Here is a 19,424-nt window from a genome sequence, read left to right on the forward strand (position 1 = left end):
TCGGGGAAACTCGTTTCCAATAGGCGCCGCACACGGCCCGCATATTGTACACGGGGAGTTATTCAATGGCACTGAAATCATTTGTTTTTGCGGCGGGTTCCGCACTGGCCCTGGCCGCGGGCGGTGCCTGGGCCAAGGACAGCGTCACCATCGCCATGCAGCTGGAACCGCCGCATCTGGACCCGACCAGCGCCGCCGCCCAGGCCATCGACTCGGTGGTTTACAGCAACATTTTCGAGGGGCTGACCCGGTTCATGGGAGACGGATCGGTAGTGCCGGGGCTGGCAGAGAGCTGGGAAATTTCCGAAGACGGCACCGTCTACACCTTCCGCTTGCGTGAGGGCGTCACCTTCCACGACGGCAGCGCGATGGATGCGGAAGACGTGAAATTCTCGCTCGACCGCGCCCGGGCGGAGGATAGCACCAATGCCCAAAAGGCGCTGTTCGAGGGGATAACCGCGGTCGACGCGGTGGACCCGCAGACCGTGCAGATTACACTGGAGGCGCCAAATGGCAGCCTGCTGTTTAACCTCGCCTGGGGCGACGCGGTGATCGTGGCGCCGGAAAGCATCGAAGACATCAAAACCAATCCGGTCGGCACCGGCGCCTATACGTTCCAGGAGTGGGTGCAGGGCGACCGCATCACGCTGGCCCGCAATCCGGACTATTGGGGCGATCAGCCTGCGCTGGCGTCGGCCACCTTCAAGTTCATTTCCGACCCCACGGCCGCCTTTGCCGCGATGATGGCGGAGGATATCGACGCCTTCGACAATTTCCCGGCGCCTGAGAACCTGCCGCAGTTCGAGGCCGATCCGCGGTTCCAGGTTCTGGTCGGCTCGACCGAGGGTGAGACGATCCTGTCCACCAACAACAAGCAGCCGCCTTTTGATGACATCCGGGTGCGCCAGGCGGTGGCCCATGCCATCGACCGGAGGGCGATCATCGACGGCGCCATGTTCGGGTACGGCACTCCGATCGGTACCCACTTTGCGCCGCACAATCCGGCCTACAAGGATCTGACCGGCAAGTCCGCCTATGACCCGGAACAGGCCAAGGCGCTGCTGTCCGAGGCTGGATTCGCCGAAGGGTTTGACACCACCCTGCATCTGCCGCCGCCCTCCTACGCCCGCCGCGGCGGCGAGATCATCGCGGCGCAGCTGGCCGCGGTCGGTATCAAGGCCGAGATCATCAATGTGGAATGGGCCCAGTGGCTGGAGACCGTGTTCCGCGGCAAGAACTTTGGCCTCACCATCGTCAGCCATACCGAGCCGATGGACATCGGCATCTACGCCCGGCCCGAGTACTACTTCCAGTATGACAGCAAGGCGTTTCAGGAGCTGATGAACCGGCTGAACGCGACCACGGATCCGGACAGCCGCACCGCGCTGATGCAGGAGGCGCAGGAAATGATCGCAGCGGATTACGTCAACGGTTACCTGTTCCAGCTGGCCAAGCTGGGTGTTGCTAAAGCCGGGCTGCAAGGTCTGTGGGAAAACGCGCCGACGGCGGCCATCGACCTGACGGCGATCAGCTGGGCGGAGTAATTTGATAAAAGCCAATGGCCCGGCGGCAACGCCGGGCAGCGCCCGAGCCTCCCGTCAAACCGCAGGTTTGCCTTCGGCAAAACGAGAGGGCGCTTACGCCCCCTCCCAGGAGCGGGCGCTGCCCTCATCGCGTCACAGACCCTGCCTCGCACGTACAAACGCTACTCGCTCCCGGATTTCCTGACGGATCTCCCCGCCCCGCGGCTGATCCCTGAGCGTGGTGAACCAGTGTTCCGGCGGATTGCGGCCCAGGCGATTGCCATTGAACTCCAGCCCGCGCAGCACTTCTTCACCCGCCGCGGGCAGGTGCTCCGGCACCTCATACCCGTTCAGCGTGGCCCAGACCCCGGTCCAGAGCCGCCCCACTGACCACGGATTGTAGCCTCCGCCGCCCAGCACCAGATAGCGCGGCGCCATGCCCATCAGCGCCCGCACCACCGCCCAATGGGCGTTGTTCGACAGGTCCAGATGCGGCAGCGGGTCTTCGGTGACGGCATCCGCCCCGCATTGCAGCACGATGGCATCCGGCTGAAACGCTTCGACCGCGGGCAGGATCAGCGCGTCGCGGATATGGGCCATCTCATCATCATTGAAGCCGCGCGGCACCGGCAGGTTCAGGGCGGACCCGCCTGCGTCCTCTGTCAGTGTGCCGGTCTTGGGCCACAGGTTTTCCTCATGCACCGAGATCATCAGCACATCGGCGTCGCCGGCAAAGCCATGCTCCACCCCGTCGGAATGATGGGCGTCGATGTCGACATAGGCGATCCGCTGCGCGCCGTGATGGCGCAGCGACAGCATCGCCAGAACGGGATCGTTCAGATAGCAGAACCCGTTGGCGCGGTCGGGCATCCCGTGATGGGTGCCACCCGCCGGGTTGTAGACGATGCCGCCACCCGCCAGCAGTTCCCCCGCCAGGATCGAGCCGCCCGCAGCGGTGGCCGGGCGGCGGAAGATCTCCGGAAACACCGGGTTGGACAGGGTGCCAAGATGATGCCGGGCGCGGACCTCCTCGCTCACAAACTGCGCCGCCTCCGCCGCCTGCAGGGCCGCGACGTATTCGGGCGTGTGCCAGATGGTAAGCGCCGCAGGTTTGGCGCGGGGGGAGTTCACATAGGCCTCATCCGGCAGCCAGCCCAGCGCGCGGGACAGGTCCATCACGGTTGAAACCCGAGGCACCCGCAGGGGATGGGTGCGGCCATAGGACGATCCGCGGTAGATTTCAGATCCGATGAACAGGGGGCGGGACAGCATGGCAGAGTGATAGCCGTTTTCCGGGCGCTGCCAAAGGGCTTGCCCCGCACAATCCGCCGGTTTCCGTGCGGCATCCGCTCAACCCATTGACGCTGCGCATTTTTGCCGCCTGGCCCCGGTTTCCCTCTGCTGGCCTCTGGACCCGTTCCCCGCAGGCTCCTAACGTGGCAGCCATGCTGCGCTATGCCCTCAAACGCCTCCTGTCACTGATCCTCAGCCTGGCTGTTGCCTCGCTGGTGATCTTCCTTGTGGTGGAGGTGGCACCGGGCGACCCGGCGTCGTTCATGCTGGGGGTCAATGCGCAGGCCGACACGGTGGCCGCCCTGAAGGCAGAGCTGGGGCTGGATCAAACCAAAGCCGCCCGCTATCTGAACTGGATCGCCGGGATGCTGGCGGGCGATTTCGGCACCTCCTACACCTACCGCACGCCTGTTGCCGGGATGATTGCCGACCGCATGTGGGTATCGCTGCCGCTGGCGCTTTACGCGCTGACGCTGTCAACGCTGATCGCCTTTCCCGCCGGCATCTATGCCGCTGCCCGCCGCGGCACGCCAGGCGATATGGCGGTGATGGGGGCAACCCAGCTGGGCGTTGCGGTGCCGAACTTCTGGTTTGCGATGATGCTGGTCCTGATCTTTGCCATCAACCTGCGCTGGTTCGGGGCCGGCGGGTTTCCGGGCTGGGAAGCGGGGCTTTGGGCGGGCCTCCATGCGCTGACGCTGCCCGCGATTGCCCTGGCGCTGCCGCAGGCGGCGATCCTGACGCGGGTGATGCGCTCCGCCCTGCTGGATATTCTGGGTGAGGATTTCATGCGCACCGCCCGCGCCAAAGGGCTGACTCGCCGTCAGGCACTATGGCGGCACGGAGTGCGCAACGCGATGATCCCGGTGCTGACCATCATCGGGCTGCAGTTTTCCTTCCTGCTGGCAGGCGCCATTATCATCGAGCAGGTTTTCTACCTGCCGGGCCTCGGGCGGCTGGTGTTCCAGGCGATCTCCTCCCGCGATCTGATCGTAGTGGAGTCGGTGGTGATGCTGCTGGTTTTTGCCGTCATAACGGTGAATTTCCTGGTCGACCTTGCCTATGCGCTGGTGGACCCGCGGCTGAGGAGCCGGACATGACCCGCAACCTGATCCTTGGCGGTGTGCTGTCCTCGCTGGTGCTGCTGGCGGCGGCGGTGTCGTTTGTCTGGACGCCCTTTGACCACACCGCAATGAACATCGCCGCCAAACTGCAGACGCCGAATGCGCAGCACTGGCTGGGCACCGATCATTTCGGGCGCGACCTGATGTCGATGATCATGGTCGGCGCGCGCACCTCCATCGCCGTGGCGCTGGTGGCCGTCGGTATCGGCATGGGCGCGGGCGTTCCGCTGGGGCTGACGGCGGCGGCGCGCAAGGGGTCTTGGCTGGATGAGCTGATCATGCGCGGCAATGACCTCGTCTTTGCCTTCCCTTCGCTGGTGATTGCGATCCTGATCACCGCTGTTCTGGGGGCTGGCGCCATCAACGCGATCATCGCCATCGGCATCTTCAACATCCCCGTGTTTGCCCGCATCACCCGCGGCGCGGCGCTGAGCCTTTGGGAGCGGGAATTCATCCTGGCCGCCCGTGTGGCAGGCAAGAACGCGGCGCGCATCTCCGCGGAACACATCCTGCCGAACGTAATGAACCTGCTGATCGTGCAAGGGACGATCCAGTTCTCGCTGGGGATCCTGGCCGAAGCCGGCCTCAGCTATGTCGGCCTGGGCGCGCAGCCGCCCACCCCCAGCTGGGGGCGGATGCTGGCCGATGCGCAGACCATGGTCAGCTTTGCACCGCATCTGGCGCTGGTGCCGGGCACAGCCATCATCCTGACGGTGCTGGGACTGAACCTGCTGGGCGACGGACTGCGTGATTATTTTGACCCGAAGCTGCGGGTGGCGCGGACATGACCTTGCTGGATGTGACCCATTTATCTCTCAAGATCGGCTGCTATCCGGTGCTGAAGGATGTATCGTTCCACGTAGAGCCGGGCGAGATTGTTGCTGTCACCGGCGAAAGCGGCTCCGGCAAGTCGATGACCGCGCTGGCGGTGATGCAACTGCTGCCGGAGCGGAGCCAAATCAAGGGGTATGTCACGCTGGACGGGACCCAGCTGCTGGATCAGTCCGAAGAACAGATGTGCGCCCTGCGCGGCCAGTCTATCGGCATGGTGTTTCAGGAGCCGATGACCGCGCTCAATCCGGTCAAGACCATCGGCGAGCAGGTGATGGAAACGATCCTGATCCACAAGGCGATGCCACGCCAGGACGCCGAGGCCCGCGCCCGCGAGGTGCTGGAGCGGGTCGGGCTGCCTCAGGACCGCTTTCCGCTAAGCCGCTATCCGCATGAGCTGTCGGGCGGCCAGCGCCAGCGGGTGGTGATCGCCATGGCCATAGCCCTGCGCCCCAAGCTGCTGATCGCGGATGAGCCGACAACCGCGCTGGATGTGACCACGCAGGCGCAGATCCTCGGCCTTTTGAAGGACCTGGTGCAGGACTATGGCATGGGTCTGCTGATTATCACCCACGACCTGGCGGTGGTAGCGGATCTGGCTGACCGGATTGTAATCATGCGCAATGGAGAGGTGGTCGAATCCGGCCACACGGACTGGCTCTTGCGCAACATGCGCCACCCTTACACGCGGATGCTGTTTGACGCCTCGAACCATCAGGTGGCGCTGCCGGATCCATCCGCGCCAGCAGCGCTCTTGGAGGTACGGAACGCGGTGCGCGACTACAAGACCCCGCGCCCATCGCTGTTTGCAAAGCCCGGCACATTCCGTGCCGTGAACGATGTCTCCTTCACCCTGAACCGCGGGGAGCGGCTGGGGCTGGTGGGGGAGTCGGGATGCGGAAAATCGACCCTTACGCGGGCAGTTCTGGGACTGGAGCCGCTGCAAGGGGGGGAGATCCTGCTGGATGGAGAACCCGTCACGATCCACCTAGCCCCCGAGACCCGGCGCAAGATGCAGGTGGTTTTCCAGGACCCCTACGGCAGCTTCAACCCGCGCCACCGGGTGGACCGGCTGATCACCGAACCGTTCCATATGCTGCCTGATCCGCCAACCGGCGCGGCGCGCCGTGATCTGATCGCCGAAACCCTCGACGCTGTCGGCCTGAAACCGGAGGACGCTGAGAAATACATCCACCAGTTCTCCGGCGGGCAGCGCCAGCGTATTGCCATTGCCCGCGCCCTGATCACCCGGCCGGAGCTGATCATCTTTGACGAGGCGGTGTCAGCCCTCGACGTCTCTGTCCGCGCCCGCATCCTCGACCTGCTGGCAGAACTGTGCGAGGCCTACAGCCTCACCTACCTGTTCATCAGCCACGACCTGAGCGTGGTGCGCACGATCACCGACCGCTGCCTGGTGATGAGGCACGGAGAAATCGTCGAACAGGGTGAAACCGAAGCCGTATTCAGCAACCCGCAGCACCCCTACACCCGCCAGCTGATCGCCGCAGCCCCGGTGCTGCCTGATCTGTCCGGCCCGAAAAGGAGCCCCCAGCATGTCTGACCCCCTCTGGTTCGATCCCGCGCTCTGCCTCATTGGCGGCAAGTGGCTGCCCGCGGCCAGCGGCGGCACTCTGCCGCTGGTGAACCCCTCGGACGGCAGCGAAATCTGCCAGATCCCCCGCGGCGGTGCGGCAGATATCGAGGCCGCGGTGCAAGAAGCTGGGACGGCGCTGAACGGCGCATGGGGCCGCATGACTGCGCTGGAACGGGGCCGCATCCTGACCCGGATCGGCCAGTTCGTGCTGGAGCGGGTGGACCTGCTGGCCGAGATTGAGGCGATGGATGTGGGCAAACCGCTGACCCAGGCGCGCGCCGATGCCGTGGCGCTGGCGCGCTATTGCGAGTTCTACGGCGGCGCGGCGGACAAGGTGATGGGGGAGACCATTCCCTATCTCGACGGCTACACCGTCTATACCCTGCGGGAGCCGCATGGGGTGACCGGCCATATCGTGCCTTGGAACTACCCGATGCAGATCATCGGCCGCTCTGTCGGCGCGGCGCTGGCAATGGGCAACGCCTCTGTGCTGAAACCGGCGGAGGAGGCCTGCCTGACGGCGCTGGCCTTCGCCCATATCGCGATGGAGGCCGGGCTGCCTGCGGGTGCGCTGAACGTGGTGCCGGGACTGGGATCGGAGGCCGGTGCGGCGCTGGCCGGGCACCCCGGCGTGCATCACATTTCCTTCACCGGGTCGGTCAGGACTGGCGCGCTGGTGCAGCAGGCGGCGGGCGCCAACGTGGTGCCGGTCACGCTGGAGCTGGGCGGCAAGTCCCCGCAACTGGTGTTTGACGATGCCGATCTTGACGCTGCCCTGCCGTTTCTCGTGAACGCGGGTATCCAGAACGCAGGCCAGACCTGTTCGGCATCCTCGCGCATTCTGGTGCAGCGCGGGGCGTATGAGGAGGTAAAGCGGCGCATGGCTAAGGCCTACAGCACGCTGACCGTCGGACCTGCGGCAGAGGACCTGCGGGTCGGGCCGCTGATCTCTGCCAGGCAAAAACAGATCGTGGAGGATTATCTGGACAAGGGCGCTGATCTTCCCGTCGCGGCGCAGGGGACCATCGTGGGACATGCGCCGGAAAGCGGCGCCTATGTCCGCCCCGCCTTGTTTTCCGATGTGCCAGACGATCATGTGCTTGCGCGCGAAGAGATCTTTGGCCCGGTGCAGGTGCTGATCCCGTTCGACACCGAAGACGACGCGCTGCGGATTGCCAATGCGACCGACTACGGGCTGGTCGCCAGCGTCTGGACCCGTGACGGCGCCCGGCAGATGCGGCTGGCCAAGAAACTGCGGGCGGGCCAGGTGTTCCTCAACAACTACGGTGCCGGCCGCGGGGTGGAGCTGCCCTTTGGCGGCGTCGGGAAGTCGGGGCACGGGCGTGAGAAAGGCTTTGAAGCGCTCTATGGCTTCTCGCAGCTCAAGACCGTGGCGGCGCATCACGGCTGAGGCCGTCCGCCTCTTTCATCTTTCCCAAATACTCCGGGGGTGAGGCCGCCAGGCCGAGGGGGCGGCGCCCCCCCTTTAACTCCCCTCGTTTTCTTTCAGACGATAACGTCCTGCCGTTCCTGCTTGCCGACGCCGAATACGCGCTTGTAACGCGCAATCTCATCCGCAGGCCCCATCGCCTTTTCCGGGTTGTCGGACAGTTTCACCGTCGGACGGCCATTGGCGGCAACTGCCTTACACACCAGCGAGAAGGGCGCCAGCGCGTCATCCGGCACCAGTCCGCGGAAGTCGTTCGTCAGCAGCGTGCCCCAGCCAAAGGACACTTTGGTGCGGCTGGAAAACTGCGCGTGCAGGTCCTGGATCTGCTGCACGTCCAGGCCATCGGAAAAGATCACCCGTTTCTCCGCCGGGTCCTCGCCGCGCTCTTTCCACCAGTTGATCGCTACCTCTGCGCCCTTGGCCGGGTCGCCGCTGTCGATGCGGATGCCGGTCCAGCCGGCCAGCCAGTCAGGCGCGTGGTCAAGAAACCCCTGGGTGCCATAGGTGTCGGGCAGGATGATGCGCAGGTTGCCCTCGTGCTCGTCATGCCAGTCGGACAGAACCTCATAAGGTGCTTGAGCCAGTTCCGCATCGCTGTCCGCCAGCGCCGAATAGACCATCGGCAATTCATGCGCATTGGTGCCGATCGCCTCCACCTCGCGGCGCATGGCAATGAGGCAGTTGGAGGTGCCGGTGAACTTCTCACCCAGCCCCTCGATCATCGCCTGCACGCACCAGTCCTGCCACAGGAAGGAATGGCGGCGGCGGGTGCCGAAATCGGCAATCGTCAAGCCGTCAATCTCGCGCAGGCGCTCAATCTTTTCCCAGACGCGGGTCATGGCGCGGGCATAGAGCACCTGCAGCTCAAACCGGCCCATCTTGTCCAGAACCGCGCGCGAGCGCAGCTCCATCAGCACCGCAAGCGCCGGGATTTCCCACAGCATGACCTCGTGCCACTTGCCCTCAAACGTCAGCTCATACTGATCGCCCTTGCGCTCCAGGTGGTAGGGCGGCAGGCGCAGGCCTTCGAACCACTCCATGAAATCAGGGCGGAACATCTGCCGTTTGCCATAGAAAGTATTGCCGCGCAGCCAGGTGCTTTCGCCGCGGCTAAGCGACAGCGAGCGTATGTGGTCCAGCTGTTCGCGCAGCTCGCCCTCGTCAATCAGCCGGGCCAGCGGCACATGGGTGGAGCGGTTGATCAACGAGAAGGTCACGGTGGTGTCCGGCTTGTTGCGGAACACCGACTGGCACATCAGCAGCTTGTAGAAATCGGTGTCGATCAGCGACCGGACAATCGGATCAATCTTCCATTTGTGATTGTAGACGCGGGTTGCAATATCCACCGGCAGCCTCGTGCTTAAGAAGTCATTGATTGATAGGATAGCCCGCCAGCGGGGGCAAAGGAAATCAGCCCGCGCGGCGGGCCTGCGCCTGTGGCGCCAGCTGCACCAAAAGCTCGATCAGTTTGCTGCGGTTGATGGGTTTGCTCATGAATTCGTTCATGCCTGCGGCAAGGCAAGCCTCCCGGTCCGAATCGAAGGCATTGGCCGTCAGCGCCACAATAGCAGGCTGCGGCAGCGCCGAGGCGCGGATCGCGCGGGTGGCTTCCAGCCCGTCCATCTCTGGCATCGACATATCCATCAGGATGATATCCGGTGCGAATTCCTGGAACTGTGCCACCGCTTCGCGGCCATTTTGGGCAAAGACCAGTTGCGCCGGTGTCGGGTGCAGAAACTTTTCCATCAGCACCCGGTTCACGGCGTTGTCTTCCGCCACCAGGACCCGCAGCCCCTCCAGCGCGTCGAAACCGACCGGCTGCGGTGCGGCAGCGGGCGGTGCTGCCTGCTGCGCCTTCGCAGGATCCAGGCGAAGCCGCACAGTAAAACAGGACCCCAGCCCCAGTTCGGACTTCACTGTGATACTGCCGTCCATTGCCTCCGCCAGGCGGCGGGAAATAGCGAGCCCCAGTCCGGTGCCGCCAAAGCGGCGGCTGATTGCGGCGTCCCCCTGGGCAAACCGCTCGAACACCTTGGAGAGCATCTCCTTGGGAATTCCGATGCCGGTGTCCGCCACCGAAAAGATCAGATCAAACCCCTGCCCTGCCGGTTCGGCATCCAGTGTCACCAGCACCCGGCCTTGTTCGGTGAACTTGATCGCATTGCCAGCCAGGTTCAGCAAAATCTGCCGGATTCGCCGGTCGTCGCCGCGCAGCTGTGCGGGCACCCGATCCTTGATTTCCAGCAGCATCCCCAAGCCCTTGGAGTCCGCCTGGGCCTTCAGCAGGCACACCGTTTCCTCAAAACAGGCGCGCGGATCAAAGTCGGCGCAGCTGAGGGTGACGCCCTCAACGTCCATCTTGGAGAAGTCGAGAACATCGTTGATCAGCGCCAGCAGGGTATCCGCCGAGCTGAGGATGGTGCTGGCATAAAGCTCCTGCTCGCCGTTCAGGCCGCTGTCGCGCAGCAGCTGGGCCATGCCAATCACCCCGTTCATCGGGGTGCGGATTTCGTGGCTCATGGTCGCCAGGAATTCTGCCTTGGCGCGGGCACCTTCCTCAGCCGAGATCCGCGCTTGTTCCAGCTGCCGTGCATGTTCCTTGGCGGCGGAAATGTCCCGTTCCACCGCGATCAGTGTTTCCAGCTCTCCGGCGCTGTTCAGCATCGGCACCTGGCTGGTCTCTATCCAGATGTGCTGCCCGTCCTTGCGCCGGTTGCAGATTTCCACGCGCACCGGCCGGGCATCGCGGACACTGTCCTGCAGCAGCCGGATGGCGGCGGGGTCGGTCCTGCCGCTGTTCAGCAAGTCACCCGGCAGCTGACCCAGAGCCTCGTCGAACGAGTACCCGGTGAGGCGGGTGAAACTGTCGTTGACCCAGGTAATCCGCCCGTTCCGGTCCATCAGCATCACGCTGTCATTGGCGTTCTCCGCAACCAGCGCCAGGCGTTTGGCCTCCATCTGCTGTTCGGACAGCTCCGCATAGGCGGCTTCCAGCTCCTGCTGCTGCAGGGCCTGGGCCCTCATGTTGCGGCGGGTCCGGCTGAAGTTTCGCCTGACGAAAACGAGAAACCACAGAAAGGAGGTATAAAGCACCGCCAGCCCTGCCAGATGCAATTCGTACATTGCGGCCGATTCCGGCGCTTCCAGGATCTCCACCGCCAGCGCCGCCACCGGCAGCGCTGCATAGGTGACGAGTTTTACGATAACTGCCAAAGGGTTATACGGCAGCACCAGCGCGGCATTGATCGCCAGCCCCAGGAGCAGGCCGACAGTGAAAAGCGGTTCGTTGTGGGTGTGCGGGTCCTGGGCCGGAAACTCGACCCAGAAAGGAATGGATGCAGCCGCGCAGAGCGCCAGGGCGTGCAGGAACGCGGTCAGAGCGGTCAGCAGCCGCAGCCGCCTTTCACTCAGGCCGCTGCCGGCCAAGCGGTCCGCGCGGCGCAGAAGCATGCAATCCGCGGTGTCGCCGGCAAAGGTTATGGCAAAGGCCAGCAGCGCGTATTGCGTGGGAACGACCAGAGCGAGAGTCAGAAAGGCCAGAGCCATGAACAGCTGGCGGCCCCAAAACATCCGCACCCGGCCGCGGGCGTAACGCAGCAGCAGCTCGAGCGAACCGTAGCGTTTGAAATAACTGTCCAGCGGGCCTGCGGCAGCCCCATCCAAAGTATTCATCTATCCGCCTTGCCGTCGGTGAGCCCGCACAGCATAAGCCGGCTATCGTTAACAATTCGGCAAATCAACTCAAGATTGAAGCTCAACGCCTGCCTCTTTCATCTGGCCAAGGGCCGCCTGCAGCGAGCCGTCCAGGTCAATTGCCCGGCAGGCCTTCAAATCGACCGTCACCTCAAACCCAAGCCGGGCCGCATCGAGCGCAGTGAAGGCAACGCAAAAGTCGGTGGCAAGCCCGGCGAGAGTCAACCGGGAGATGCCGCGCGTGCGCAGGTATCCTTCCAGCCCGGTGGGCGTGGTCCTGTCGTTTTCGAAGAAGCCGGAATAGCTGTCGATTGCCGGGCGGAATCCCTTGCGGATTATAAGGTCGCCGTCGGTGCGCAGGTCCTTGTGGAAGTCCGCCCCACCGGTGCCCTGCACGCAGTGATCGGGCCACAGAACCTGAGTGCCATAGGGCATCTCCACCGTCTCGAACGGTGTCTTGCCCCGGTGCGCAGAGGCAAAGGAGGAATGCCCTGCCGGGTGCCAGTCCTGGGTGAGAATCACCGCGTCGAACTGCGCCATCATGGCGTTGATGGGGGCGACCACCTCGTCCCCGCCGGGCACCGCCAGCGCCCCGCCCGGGCAGAAGTCATTCTGCACATCCACAACGATCAGGGCCTGGGTCATCGGCAACTCCCTTTCTGGCTTGCACAATTTGTAACGGGACAAGTGCCGCTTGGGAACTCCCGCTGGCCGGCGCCGGGCTGACGCAAGTGAAAACATACATGCAAAGCCCTTGTTTTATTGGCCCCGCGCAGGCGGTTCTTGCTCTTGAAAACCGCGCGCCATGGTTCTAAGGCCGGGGCATGTACACGATTGCTGCCCTCTATCACTTCACCCGTTTCCCCGACCCTGCCGCCATCCGCCCGGCGTTGCTGGAGCTGTGCCAGGCGCAAGGCGTCAAAGGCTCCCTGCTGCTGGCGCAGGAGGGGATCAATGGCACCATCGCCGGCCCGCGTGCCGGCATCGACGCGGTGCTGGCGCATATCAAGGCGCTGCCGGGCTGTGCCGGGCTGGAGTGGAAAGAGGCCACTGCCGCCGAGCCGCCGTTTGGCAAGATGAAAGTGCGGTTGAAGAAAGAGATCGTGACCATGGGCCAGCCGGATGTGGATCCGCTGGCCTCCGTCGGGCACTACGTCGAGCCGGAAGAGTGGAACGATCTGATCCGGCAGGACGATGTGGTGCTGATCGACACCCGCAACGACTATGAGGTGGCAATCGGCACCTTCGAGGGCGCGATTGACCCCAAGACAGAGAGCTTCCGCGATTTCCCCGCCTGGTGGGAGGAGAACAAGGACCGCTTTCACAACAAGCGGGTTGCGATGTTCTGCACCGGCGGCATCCGCTGCGAGAAATCGACCAACTACCTGCTGGGCCAAGGGGTGGAGGATGTCTACCACCTGAAGGGCGGCATCCTGCGTTACCTTGAGGAAATGCCCGCCGAAAACAGCACCTGGGAAGGCGAGTGCTTTGTCTTCGACAACCGGGTGTCGGTCGGCCACGGGCTGGTCGAAGGCCCGCATGAGCTGTGCCACGGCTGCCGCCGCCCGATCCTGCCTGAGGACAAGGCCCGGCCGGAGTTCGAACAGGGCGTTTCCTGCCACCTGTGCATCAATGAAACCTCGGAAGAGGACAAGGCCCGGTTCCGCGAGCGGCAGAAACAGATGAAGCTGGCGCGGGAGCGCGGCGAGGATCACCTGGGCAGCATCCCGCTGTAAGCCCTGCCGAGTAGCAGACAATTAGAAAGGCCGCTGCCCATCGGGACAGCGGCCTTTTTTAGTGCTTGCGCAGGCTGCCAGCGTCAGTCCCCGCTCAGGCCCAGGTAGCTGCGGGTGCTGGCCAGCAGGCCCTCGCCATGGGCAGGGGCCAGCAGGCCTGCGTGATCCTCGCCTTCGGCTGCGGCCATGTCGGGCAGCTGGTGGGCGATGCCCTTGTGGCAATTGATGCAGGTCTTCTCGCCGGTGAACAGGAAGCGCTCATGCGCCTCTGCTGCGCGCTTGGACTGGCGGGTGATGTCCATCGACTCGTCGGAGTGGCAGTTACGGCATTCCAGCGAGTCGTTGGCTTCCAGCCGGGCCCACTCGTGCTGCGCCAGCTCCAGCCGGTGCTCCAGGAATTTCTCCCGCGTGTTGATGGTGCCAAAGATTTTACCCCAGACCTCCTTGGAGGCCTGCATCTTGCGGGCGATCTTGTTGGTCCAGTTGTGCGGCACGTGGCAGTCCGGGCAAGAAGCCCTGACACCGGAGCGGTTGGAATAATGGATCGTCGGCTTCAGCTCCTCGAACACGTTGTCGCGCATTTCATGGCAGCTGGTGCAGAAGGCCTCGGTGTTGGTGACCTCAAGCGCGGTGTTGAAACCGCCCCAGAAGATGATCCCCATCACAAAGCCGCCCATGGTCAGGAAGCCGAGCGAGAAATAGGCACTGGGCCGCCTGATGATCCACCAGAGCCTTTTCAGGAAAGCAATCATCAGTCCGCCCCGCCCTGTTTCGAGTGCACATAGTCGAGCACCTTGTCTACATCGACGAACTCATTCTCGACCAGCGGCCGGGCGTTGGTCTGCACCACGTGGCACTGGTTGCAGAAGTAGCGCCGCGGGCTCACGGCGGCGAGGGTCTGGCCCTCGCGGTTCATGAAGTGGGTGACCGAGATCATCGGCGCCTGGCTGACCTCCACCGCGGTGCGGCTGTGGCAGGTCAGGCATTTGTTGGAGTTCAGGTCGACTTGATAGTTGTCGGTCTTGTGCGGGATCAGCGGCGGCTGATCCGGGTAGTTGCGCACCTGTCGGATGTCGGTGTTGACGATGCCGGGGATCTGGGTGGCTTCGCCCTCCTGGTCGAGCGGCGCGGTATTACGCAGCGTGGCGACCTGGTTCTGGGCAAAGGCGGCCGAGGCCAAAAGGATCGGAGCGGCCAGGATAGCGAGACGGAGATGTTTCATGACGGGCCTCACACTGCTTCGATACGGACTGCACATTTCTTGAAGTCCGTCTGTTTCGAGATCGGATCGGTGGCATCCAGCGTGACCTTGTTGATCAGCCGACGCGCATCGAACCAGGGCACAAAGACCAGGCCTTTGGGCGGCTTGTTGCGGCCGCGGGTTTCCACCCGGGTGCGGATTTCACCGCGCCGCGAGATCACCCGCACCTCGGTGCCGCGCCTAAAGCCCTGGGCCTTGGCATCGTCCGGGTGCATGTAGCACAGCGCATCCGGCACCGCCTGATACAGCTCCGGCACCCGCTGGGTCATCGAGCCGGAGTGCCAGTGCTCCAGAACCCGGCCGGTGGTCAGCCACATCGGGTATTCCTCATCCGGGCTTTCCGCCGGCGGCTCATAGGGCAGCGCAAAGATCACCGCCTTGCCGTCGGGCTTGCCGTAGAACTCAAAATCCGCACCTGGTTTAACGTAGGGATCTGAGCCTTCCTTGAAGCGCCAGCGGGTTTCCTTGCCATCGACGACGGGCCAGCGCAGGCCACGCACCTCGTGGTAGGTGTCGAACGGCGCCAGATCGTGCGCCTTGCCCCGGCCGAACTCAGCGTATTCCTCGAACAGGCCCTTCTGGATGTAGAAGCCAAAGTCTTCGGATTCGTGGTTGCCGTATTCCTTGGCCTTCTCGGACAGCTCGTACTGGTCGACCTTGCCGTTGGCGAACAGCACCTCGAACAGGGTCTTGCCCTTGTAGCCGGGGTTGGCGTCCAGGATTTCCGCAGGCCAGACCTCATCTGTGGTGAAGCGCTTGGAGAACTCGGCCAGCTGCCACAAGTCGGACTTGGATTCACCCGGCGCGTTGACCAGCTGATACCAGAACTGGGTGCGGCGTTCGGCGTTGCCGTAGGCGCCTTCCTTCTCCACCCACATGGCGGCGGGCAGGATCAGGTCGGCGGCTTCGGCGGTCACCGTCGGATAGGCATCCGACACCACGATGAAGTTGTCGGGGTTGCGGTAGCCCGGCAGCCCTTCCTCCATCATGTTGGGGGCGGCCTGCATGTTGTTGTTCACCTGCACCCAGTAGCAGTTGATCTTGCCGTCCTTCAGGTCGCGGTTCTGTTTCACCGCGTGGGAGCCGACCCAGCCGGGCACGGTGCCTTCGGGCAGTTTCCAGATCTTCTCGGCATAGGCGCGGTGCTCGGGGTTCTTGACCACCATGTCGGCCGGCAGGCGGTGAGCGAAGGTGCCCACCTCGCGCGCGGTGCCGCAGGCGGAGGGCTGGCCGGTGAGCGAGAACGGCGAGTTGCCGGGGGTCGAGATTTTGCCGGTCAGCAGGTGGATGTTGTAAAGCAGATTGTTCACCCAGACACCGCGGGTGTGCTGGTTCACGCCCATGGTCCACAGCGACATCACCTTGGTGTCCGGATCGGCGTACAGCTTGGCGATCTTCTCCAGCGTCTCTGCCGGGACACCGGACATTTCCGCCGCTTTTTCAAGCGTGTATTCGGAAACGAATTCGGCAAACTCCTCAAAGCTCATGTCCGTTGCGCCGCCGGCCTTGCCGGCGTTCCCGGCAGCCTGCTCCAGCGGGTGCTCGGGACGCAGGCCATAGCCGATGTCCTGGTTGCCGCGCTTGAAGTTGACGTGCTTGCCGACGAAGTCCTTATGCACCGCGTCGTTCTGGATGATGTAATTGGCGATGTAGTTCAGGATCACCAGGTCGGAGTGCGGGGTGAACACCGCCGGGATGTCCGCCAGGTCGAAGCTGCGGTGGGTGAAGGTCGACAGCACCGCCACTTTGACATGCGGATGGCTGAAGCGGCGGTCGGTGATGCGGGTCCACAGGATCGGGTGCATCTCCGCCATGTTCGAGCCCCACAGCACAAAGGCGTCGGCGTTCTCGAAGTCGTCATAGCAGCCCATCGGCTCGTCGATGCCGAAGGTCCGCATGAAGCCGCCCACGGCAGAAGCCATGCAGTGGCGCGCGTTGGGGTCGATGTTGTTGGAGCGGAAGCCCGCTTTCATCAGCTTGGAGGCAGCATAGCCTTCCCAGACAGTCCACTGGCCGGAACCGAACATGCCGATGCCCTCAGGGCCTTTCTCGGCCAGGGTCTTTTTCCACTTCTCGGCCATGATGTCGAAGGCCTCATCCCAGCTGACCGGGGTGAACTCGCCGTTCTTATCATATTCGCCATTGGTCTTGCGCAGCAGCGGGGTGGTCAGGCGGTCGGCGCCATACATGATCTTCGACAGGAAGTAGCCCTTGACGCAGTTCAGGCCGCGGTTGACCTCTGCCTGGGTGTCGCCATGGGTGGCAACCACGCGGCCGGCTTTGGTGGCCACCATGATCGAGCAGCCGGTGCCGCAGAAGCGGCAGGCCGCCTTGGACCATTTCAGTTCGGTCAGGCTGGCGTCGGTGACAAGGTTCTGCGCTGCCGCGGGGATCGGCAGCCCGGCAGCAAGCGCCGCGGCGGCGGCAGCCTGCGCCTTGATGGCGTCACGGCGTGTAAGTCCGGTCATTGGGAAGTTCCTTCTTGGAGGGCGAGTTCCTGGGCATCGCAGGTCTGATGGAAGACAAGCGCCGCGCTGGCGACACCGTCGAGAAGCTGGATTTTGGCCAGGGCATCGCCAATGGCGCGATCACTGTCCGCTTCGAACAAAACGACAATTTTGCCCGAGGGATCCGTTTGCGAAATCTCGGAGTTCGGCATGGCTTTGATGGTGTTCAGCACGGCCTCCATGCGGGCCGGGTCGCTGCGCACCAGCAGGCTGGAAATATGCAGTTCTTCTGTCACCCGTGGCTCCTTTGCTGGCGGGGGTCGCGGATCGCGATGGCGTTGTTGGGACAGGTGGCAAGGCAGGCACCGCAGCCGGTGCAAGCGCTAGCGTCCACCTGGATGGCACCGGCCGGACGGACCGAAAGATCCATCCGAAGGGCGCGCGGGTCGCAAATATCGGTGCACAGCTGGCAAGTTATGCCCGCAGACAGCAGGCAGCTGCTGCCGATTTCCACGGTCACCGGCCAGGGCTCGGGCTGCTCGAGGTCGAAAACAGGTTCAGGGCAGGCCTCGGCGCAGGCCGCACAGAAGGTGCACTCGCCGCCGCTGAAGCGGATCCGCGGGCGACCCCGGCTGTCAAACTCGATGATCTCTTCCGGGCAAGTCTCGACGCAGGCATTGCAGCTGGTGCAATGCGCCTGCACCCGGTCCTCATCGGTCCAGGGCGGGCGGAACTCCGGCTCGGGCCTGGCGACCCGTCCGGTCAGAAAGGCGCGCCGGGAAGGGGCTGTGCTGGCATGGGCTGGCATCGGCCTGGCCTCTTAACCCGCGGGCGGGCCCAGGAAGATCTGGGAAACCCAGATGATCAGGCCGTAACCGCCGACAATCCCGACCGCCAGAACCGGCGCGAGGATGACGGCAAGAAACAGGAATGTGTTCCGCTCTTCGGCTTTGGTTGGCTGTTCGGACATATGCGTCCTCCTTGGCTCTCACTTTGTCAGCGGAGCAAGCCAGCCAGGAAACGGTCATGTCAGATACCTGTTTTCCAGTTCAGCTTCACTTCGCTGGACGGGACAATGCGAAGGACCGTCGTCCGTCACATTGATCTGAGTCATTTTAAAGCCTGTAGATTCCGAAAATCAAAACATTCAAAAAATCATAAGTTAATGTTTGTTGGGCTGCAAACGGCGGCTTCGGAAACTTGTTAAGTAAATTCAAAACAATCCGTTCGCCTGCAGCGCGGCGCAAAACCGAAGCGATCAGCGCCGCGGGCGCGCAGCGGGTCCCTTTGCCTTGTCAGGACCAAACCGCAGGTAGGTTGCTGGTCGCGAGGCCGCTTTCGCGGCAAGACCTGCTCACCGCCGGCAAAACTGCGCTCCTGCTTATCGGGATGCATCCTGACCCGCGCCTTGAAACTCGCCGATTAGCCACCGCTTGACGGAGGCAAGCGTCTTCGACGGCTCCACCCCCTTGGGCATGACGAACCAATAGCTATGGCTCGCCTCAAGGCTGATCGAGAATGGCGCAATGAGCCGGCCTGCCGCGATGTCGCCGGCCACAAGCAGCGACCGGCCAAGTGCAACCCCCTGATGATCCATGGCGGCCTGAAGTATGGCGCCGTCATCCTCAAGACGCGGCCCGGCGGGCGGCGGCCGGGTGCACCCCGCAAGGTGAAGCCAAGCGGACCAGTCCTCAGGAATATCCGCGTGAAGAAGGGTTGCGCGATACAGATCGTCCGGAGCCTCCAGGCGCATCCGGCGGGCATAGTCCGGGGAGCAAACCGGCTGAACCGTCTCAGTGCCGAGCTTGACCGCCTCCAGGTTGCTGTCAGGTTCTCGGTTATAGCGGACAGCCGCGTCGATCCCTTCGGCGGCGAAATCGACCAGATGGCGCGACGCCGTAACCCGCAGGTCAATTTCCGGGTGGCCGGCAATGAACCGTCCCAGCCGGGGCGCAAACCAGCGGGCCGCGACGGAAGGGAGCATCGAAAGTGTGACCACCTGTTCCGACCGCCGGGCCTCAGCCACCGCGCGCCACATCCGGCCAAAGGAGTCGGTCAGCCCCGCCGCCAGCCGGTCGCCCGCCGGGGTCACGGTCACCTTTGCGCCTTTCCGGACAAACAGCCGTACTCCAAGAACCGCCTCCAGGTCCGAGATCTGCCGCGACACACCGCTCTGGGTGATCCCCAGCTCCGCACCCGCCGCCGTAAAGCTGCCGTGGCGGGCGGCGGCTTCGAAGACCTGAAGCGACCTGAGGGGAAGGTTAGCATGAGTTGTACGCATGATAAGTGCTGTTTCTTCTCATTTTGAAAGGGTTAGGGGCATGGATAGCATGTTCAGAACTCATGCATAAAGGTTATTGGCCATGCCCGACACACGTACTGCTGTTGTTGACACTGCGACTGTGTGGCGGGGACTGCCCGACCTGCCACTGGTAATGTGGATGGTCCTTCTGACACTGGTGCTTGGCCTGG

The 19,424-nt window shown here is 63.7% G+C and carries 17 protein-coding genes; 6 read left to right on the plus strand and 11 right to left on the minus strand.

Annotated elements, in window-relative coordinates:
• The first annotated feature begins 65 nt into the window (after positions 1-65).
• A complete protein-coding gene (locus AC5STI_RS12865; protein WP_495446944.1) occupies positions 66-1,544 on the plus strand; it encodes an ABC transporter substrate-binding protein in 1,479 nt (492 codons plus the stop codon).
• Between the two features lie 132 nt (positions 1,545-1,676).
• On the opposite strand, the gene AC5STI_RS12870 is transcribed toward AC5STI_RS12865, so the two are convergent.
• Positions 1,677-2,795: an acetoin utilization protein AcuC gene (locus AC5STI_RS12870; RefSeq protein WP_495446945.1), complete on the minus strand. Its 1,119-nt coding sequence runs from the start codon at positions 2,793-2,795 to the stop codon at positions 1,677-1,679.
• Between the two features lie 173 nt (positions 2,796-2,968).
• Here AC5STI_RS12870 and AC5STI_RS12875 point away from each other — a divergent pair, with 173 nt between their 5' ends.
• Genes AC5STI_RS12875 through AC5STI_RS12890 form a run of 4 tightly spaced genes read left to right on the plus strand, consistent with a single transcriptional unit; the run spans position 2,969 to position 7,776 of the window.
• Entirely contained in the window at positions 2,969-3,916 is a 948-nt protein-coding gene (locus AC5STI_RS12875; protein ID WP_495446946.1) for an ABC transporter permease, read from the plus strand.
• On the plus strand, positions 3,913-4,728 hold the full coding sequence (locus AC5STI_RS12880) for an ABC transporter permease (RefSeq protein WP_490397729.1): 816 nt from the start codon (positions 3,913-3,915) through the stop codon (positions 4,726-4,728). Before AC5STI_RS12875 ends, AC5STI_RS12880 begins: the two co-directional genes overlap by 4 nt.
• Complete coding sequence (locus tag AC5STI_RS12885) at positions 4,725-6,332, plus strand: ABC transporter ATP-binding protein (protein WP_495446947.1); 1,608 nt, start codon at positions 4,725-4,727, stop codon at positions 6,330-6,332. The genes AC5STI_RS12880 and AC5STI_RS12885 overlap by 4 nt, the downstream gene beginning before the upstream one ends.
• Positions 6,325-7,776: an aldehyde dehydrogenase family protein gene (locus AC5STI_RS12890; RefSeq protein ID WP_495446948.1), complete on the plus strand. Its 1,452-nt coding sequence runs from the start codon at positions 6,325-6,327 to the stop codon at positions 7,774-7,776. Before AC5STI_RS12885 ends, AC5STI_RS12890 begins: the two co-directional genes overlap by 8 nt.
• Before the next feature lie 95 nt (positions 7,777-7,871).
• On the opposite strand, the gene pncB is transcribed toward AC5STI_RS12890, so the two are convergent.
• The 3 genes from pncB to pncA all read right to left on the minus strand — a co-directional run bounded on the left by pncB (position 7,872) and on the right by pncA (position 12,153).
• A complete protein-coding gene (pncB, locus tag AC5STI_RS12895; RefSeq protein ID WP_495446949.1) occupies positions 7,872-9,161 on the minus strand; it encodes a nicotinate phosphoribosyltransferase in 1,290 nt (429 codons plus the stop codon).
• 64 nt (positions 9,162-9,225) lie between these two features.
• On the minus strand, positions 9,226-11,487 hold the full coding sequence (locus AC5STI_RS12900; protein WP_495446950.1) for a hybrid sensor histidine kinase/response regulator: 2,262 nt from the start codon (positions 11,485-11,487) through the stop codon (positions 9,226-9,228).
• A gap of 69 nt (positions 11,488-11,556) precedes the next feature.
• Complete coding sequence (gene pncA / locus AC5STI_RS12905) at positions 11,557-12,153, minus strand: bifunctional nicotinamidase/pyrazinamidase (protein WP_495446951.1); 597 nt, start codon at positions 12,151-12,153, stop codon at positions 11,557-11,559.
• Between the two features lie 179 nt (positions 12,154-12,332).
• On the opposite strand from pncA, the gene trhO reads away from it, so the two are divergent.
• Complete coding sequence (gene trhO, locus AC5STI_RS12910; protein WP_495446952.1) at positions 12,333-13,244, plus strand: oxygen-dependent tRNA uridine(34) hydroxylase TrhO; 912 nt, start codon at positions 12,333-12,335, stop codon at positions 13,242-13,244.
• Positions 13,245-13,327: 83 nt separating this feature from the next.
• Here trhO and AC5STI_RS12915 read toward each other — a convergent pair whose 3' ends face one another.
• The 7 genes from AC5STI_RS12915 to AC5STI_RS12945 all read right to left on the minus strand — a co-directional run bounded on the left by AC5STI_RS12915 (position 13,328) and on the right by AC5STI_RS12945 (position 19,233).
• Entirely contained in the window at positions 13,328-13,996 is a 669-nt protein-coding gene (locus AC5STI_RS12915; RefSeq protein ID WP_475048165.1) for a cytochrome c3 family protein, read from the minus strand.
• Entirely contained in the window at positions 13,996-14,466 is a 471-nt protein-coding gene (locus tag AC5STI_RS12920; RefSeq protein ID WP_475048166.1) for a nitrate reductase cytochrome c-type subunit, read from the minus strand. The genes AC5STI_RS12915 and AC5STI_RS12920 overlap by 1 nt, the downstream gene beginning before the upstream one ends.
• An 8-nt stretch (positions 14,467-14,474) precedes the next feature.
• Complete coding sequence (gene napA, locus AC5STI_RS12925; RefSeq protein WP_495446953.1) at positions 14,475-16,973, minus strand: nitrate reductase catalytic subunit NapA; 2,499 nt, start codon at positions 16,971-16,973, stop codon at positions 14,475-14,477.
• The gene (locus tag AC5STI_RS12930; protein WP_475048170.1) at positions 16,970-17,248 is read right to left on the minus strand and encodes a chaperone NapD; all 279 of its coding nucleotides are present in this window, start codon (positions 17,246-17,248) and stop codon (positions 16,970-16,972) included. The genes napA and AC5STI_RS12930 overlap by 4 nt, the downstream gene beginning before the upstream one ends.
• Complete coding sequence (gene napF, locus AC5STI_RS12935; RefSeq protein ID WP_495446954.1) at positions 17,245-17,760, minus strand: ferredoxin-type protein NapF; 516 nt, start codon at positions 17,758-17,760, stop codon at positions 17,245-17,247. Before napF ends, AC5STI_RS12930 begins: the two co-directional genes overlap by 4 nt.
• Before the next feature lie 12 nt (positions 17,761-17,772).
• Entirely contained in the window at positions 17,773-17,922 is a 150-nt protein-coding gene (gene napE, locus AC5STI_RS12940; RefSeq protein WP_475048174.1) for a periplasmic nitrate reductase, NapE protein, read from the minus strand.
• Positions 17,923-18,333: 411 nt separating this feature from the next.
• Positions 18,334-19,233, minus strand: a complete 900-nt coding sequence (locus AC5STI_RS12945; RefSeq protein ID WP_495446955.1) for a LysR substrate-binding domain-containing protein — start codon at positions 19,231-19,233, stop codon at positions 18,334-18,336.
• Positions 19,234-19,424: the final 191 nt, after the last annotated feature.

This window comes from Leisingera sp. CC-HEC096 (genome assembly GCF_059429235.1).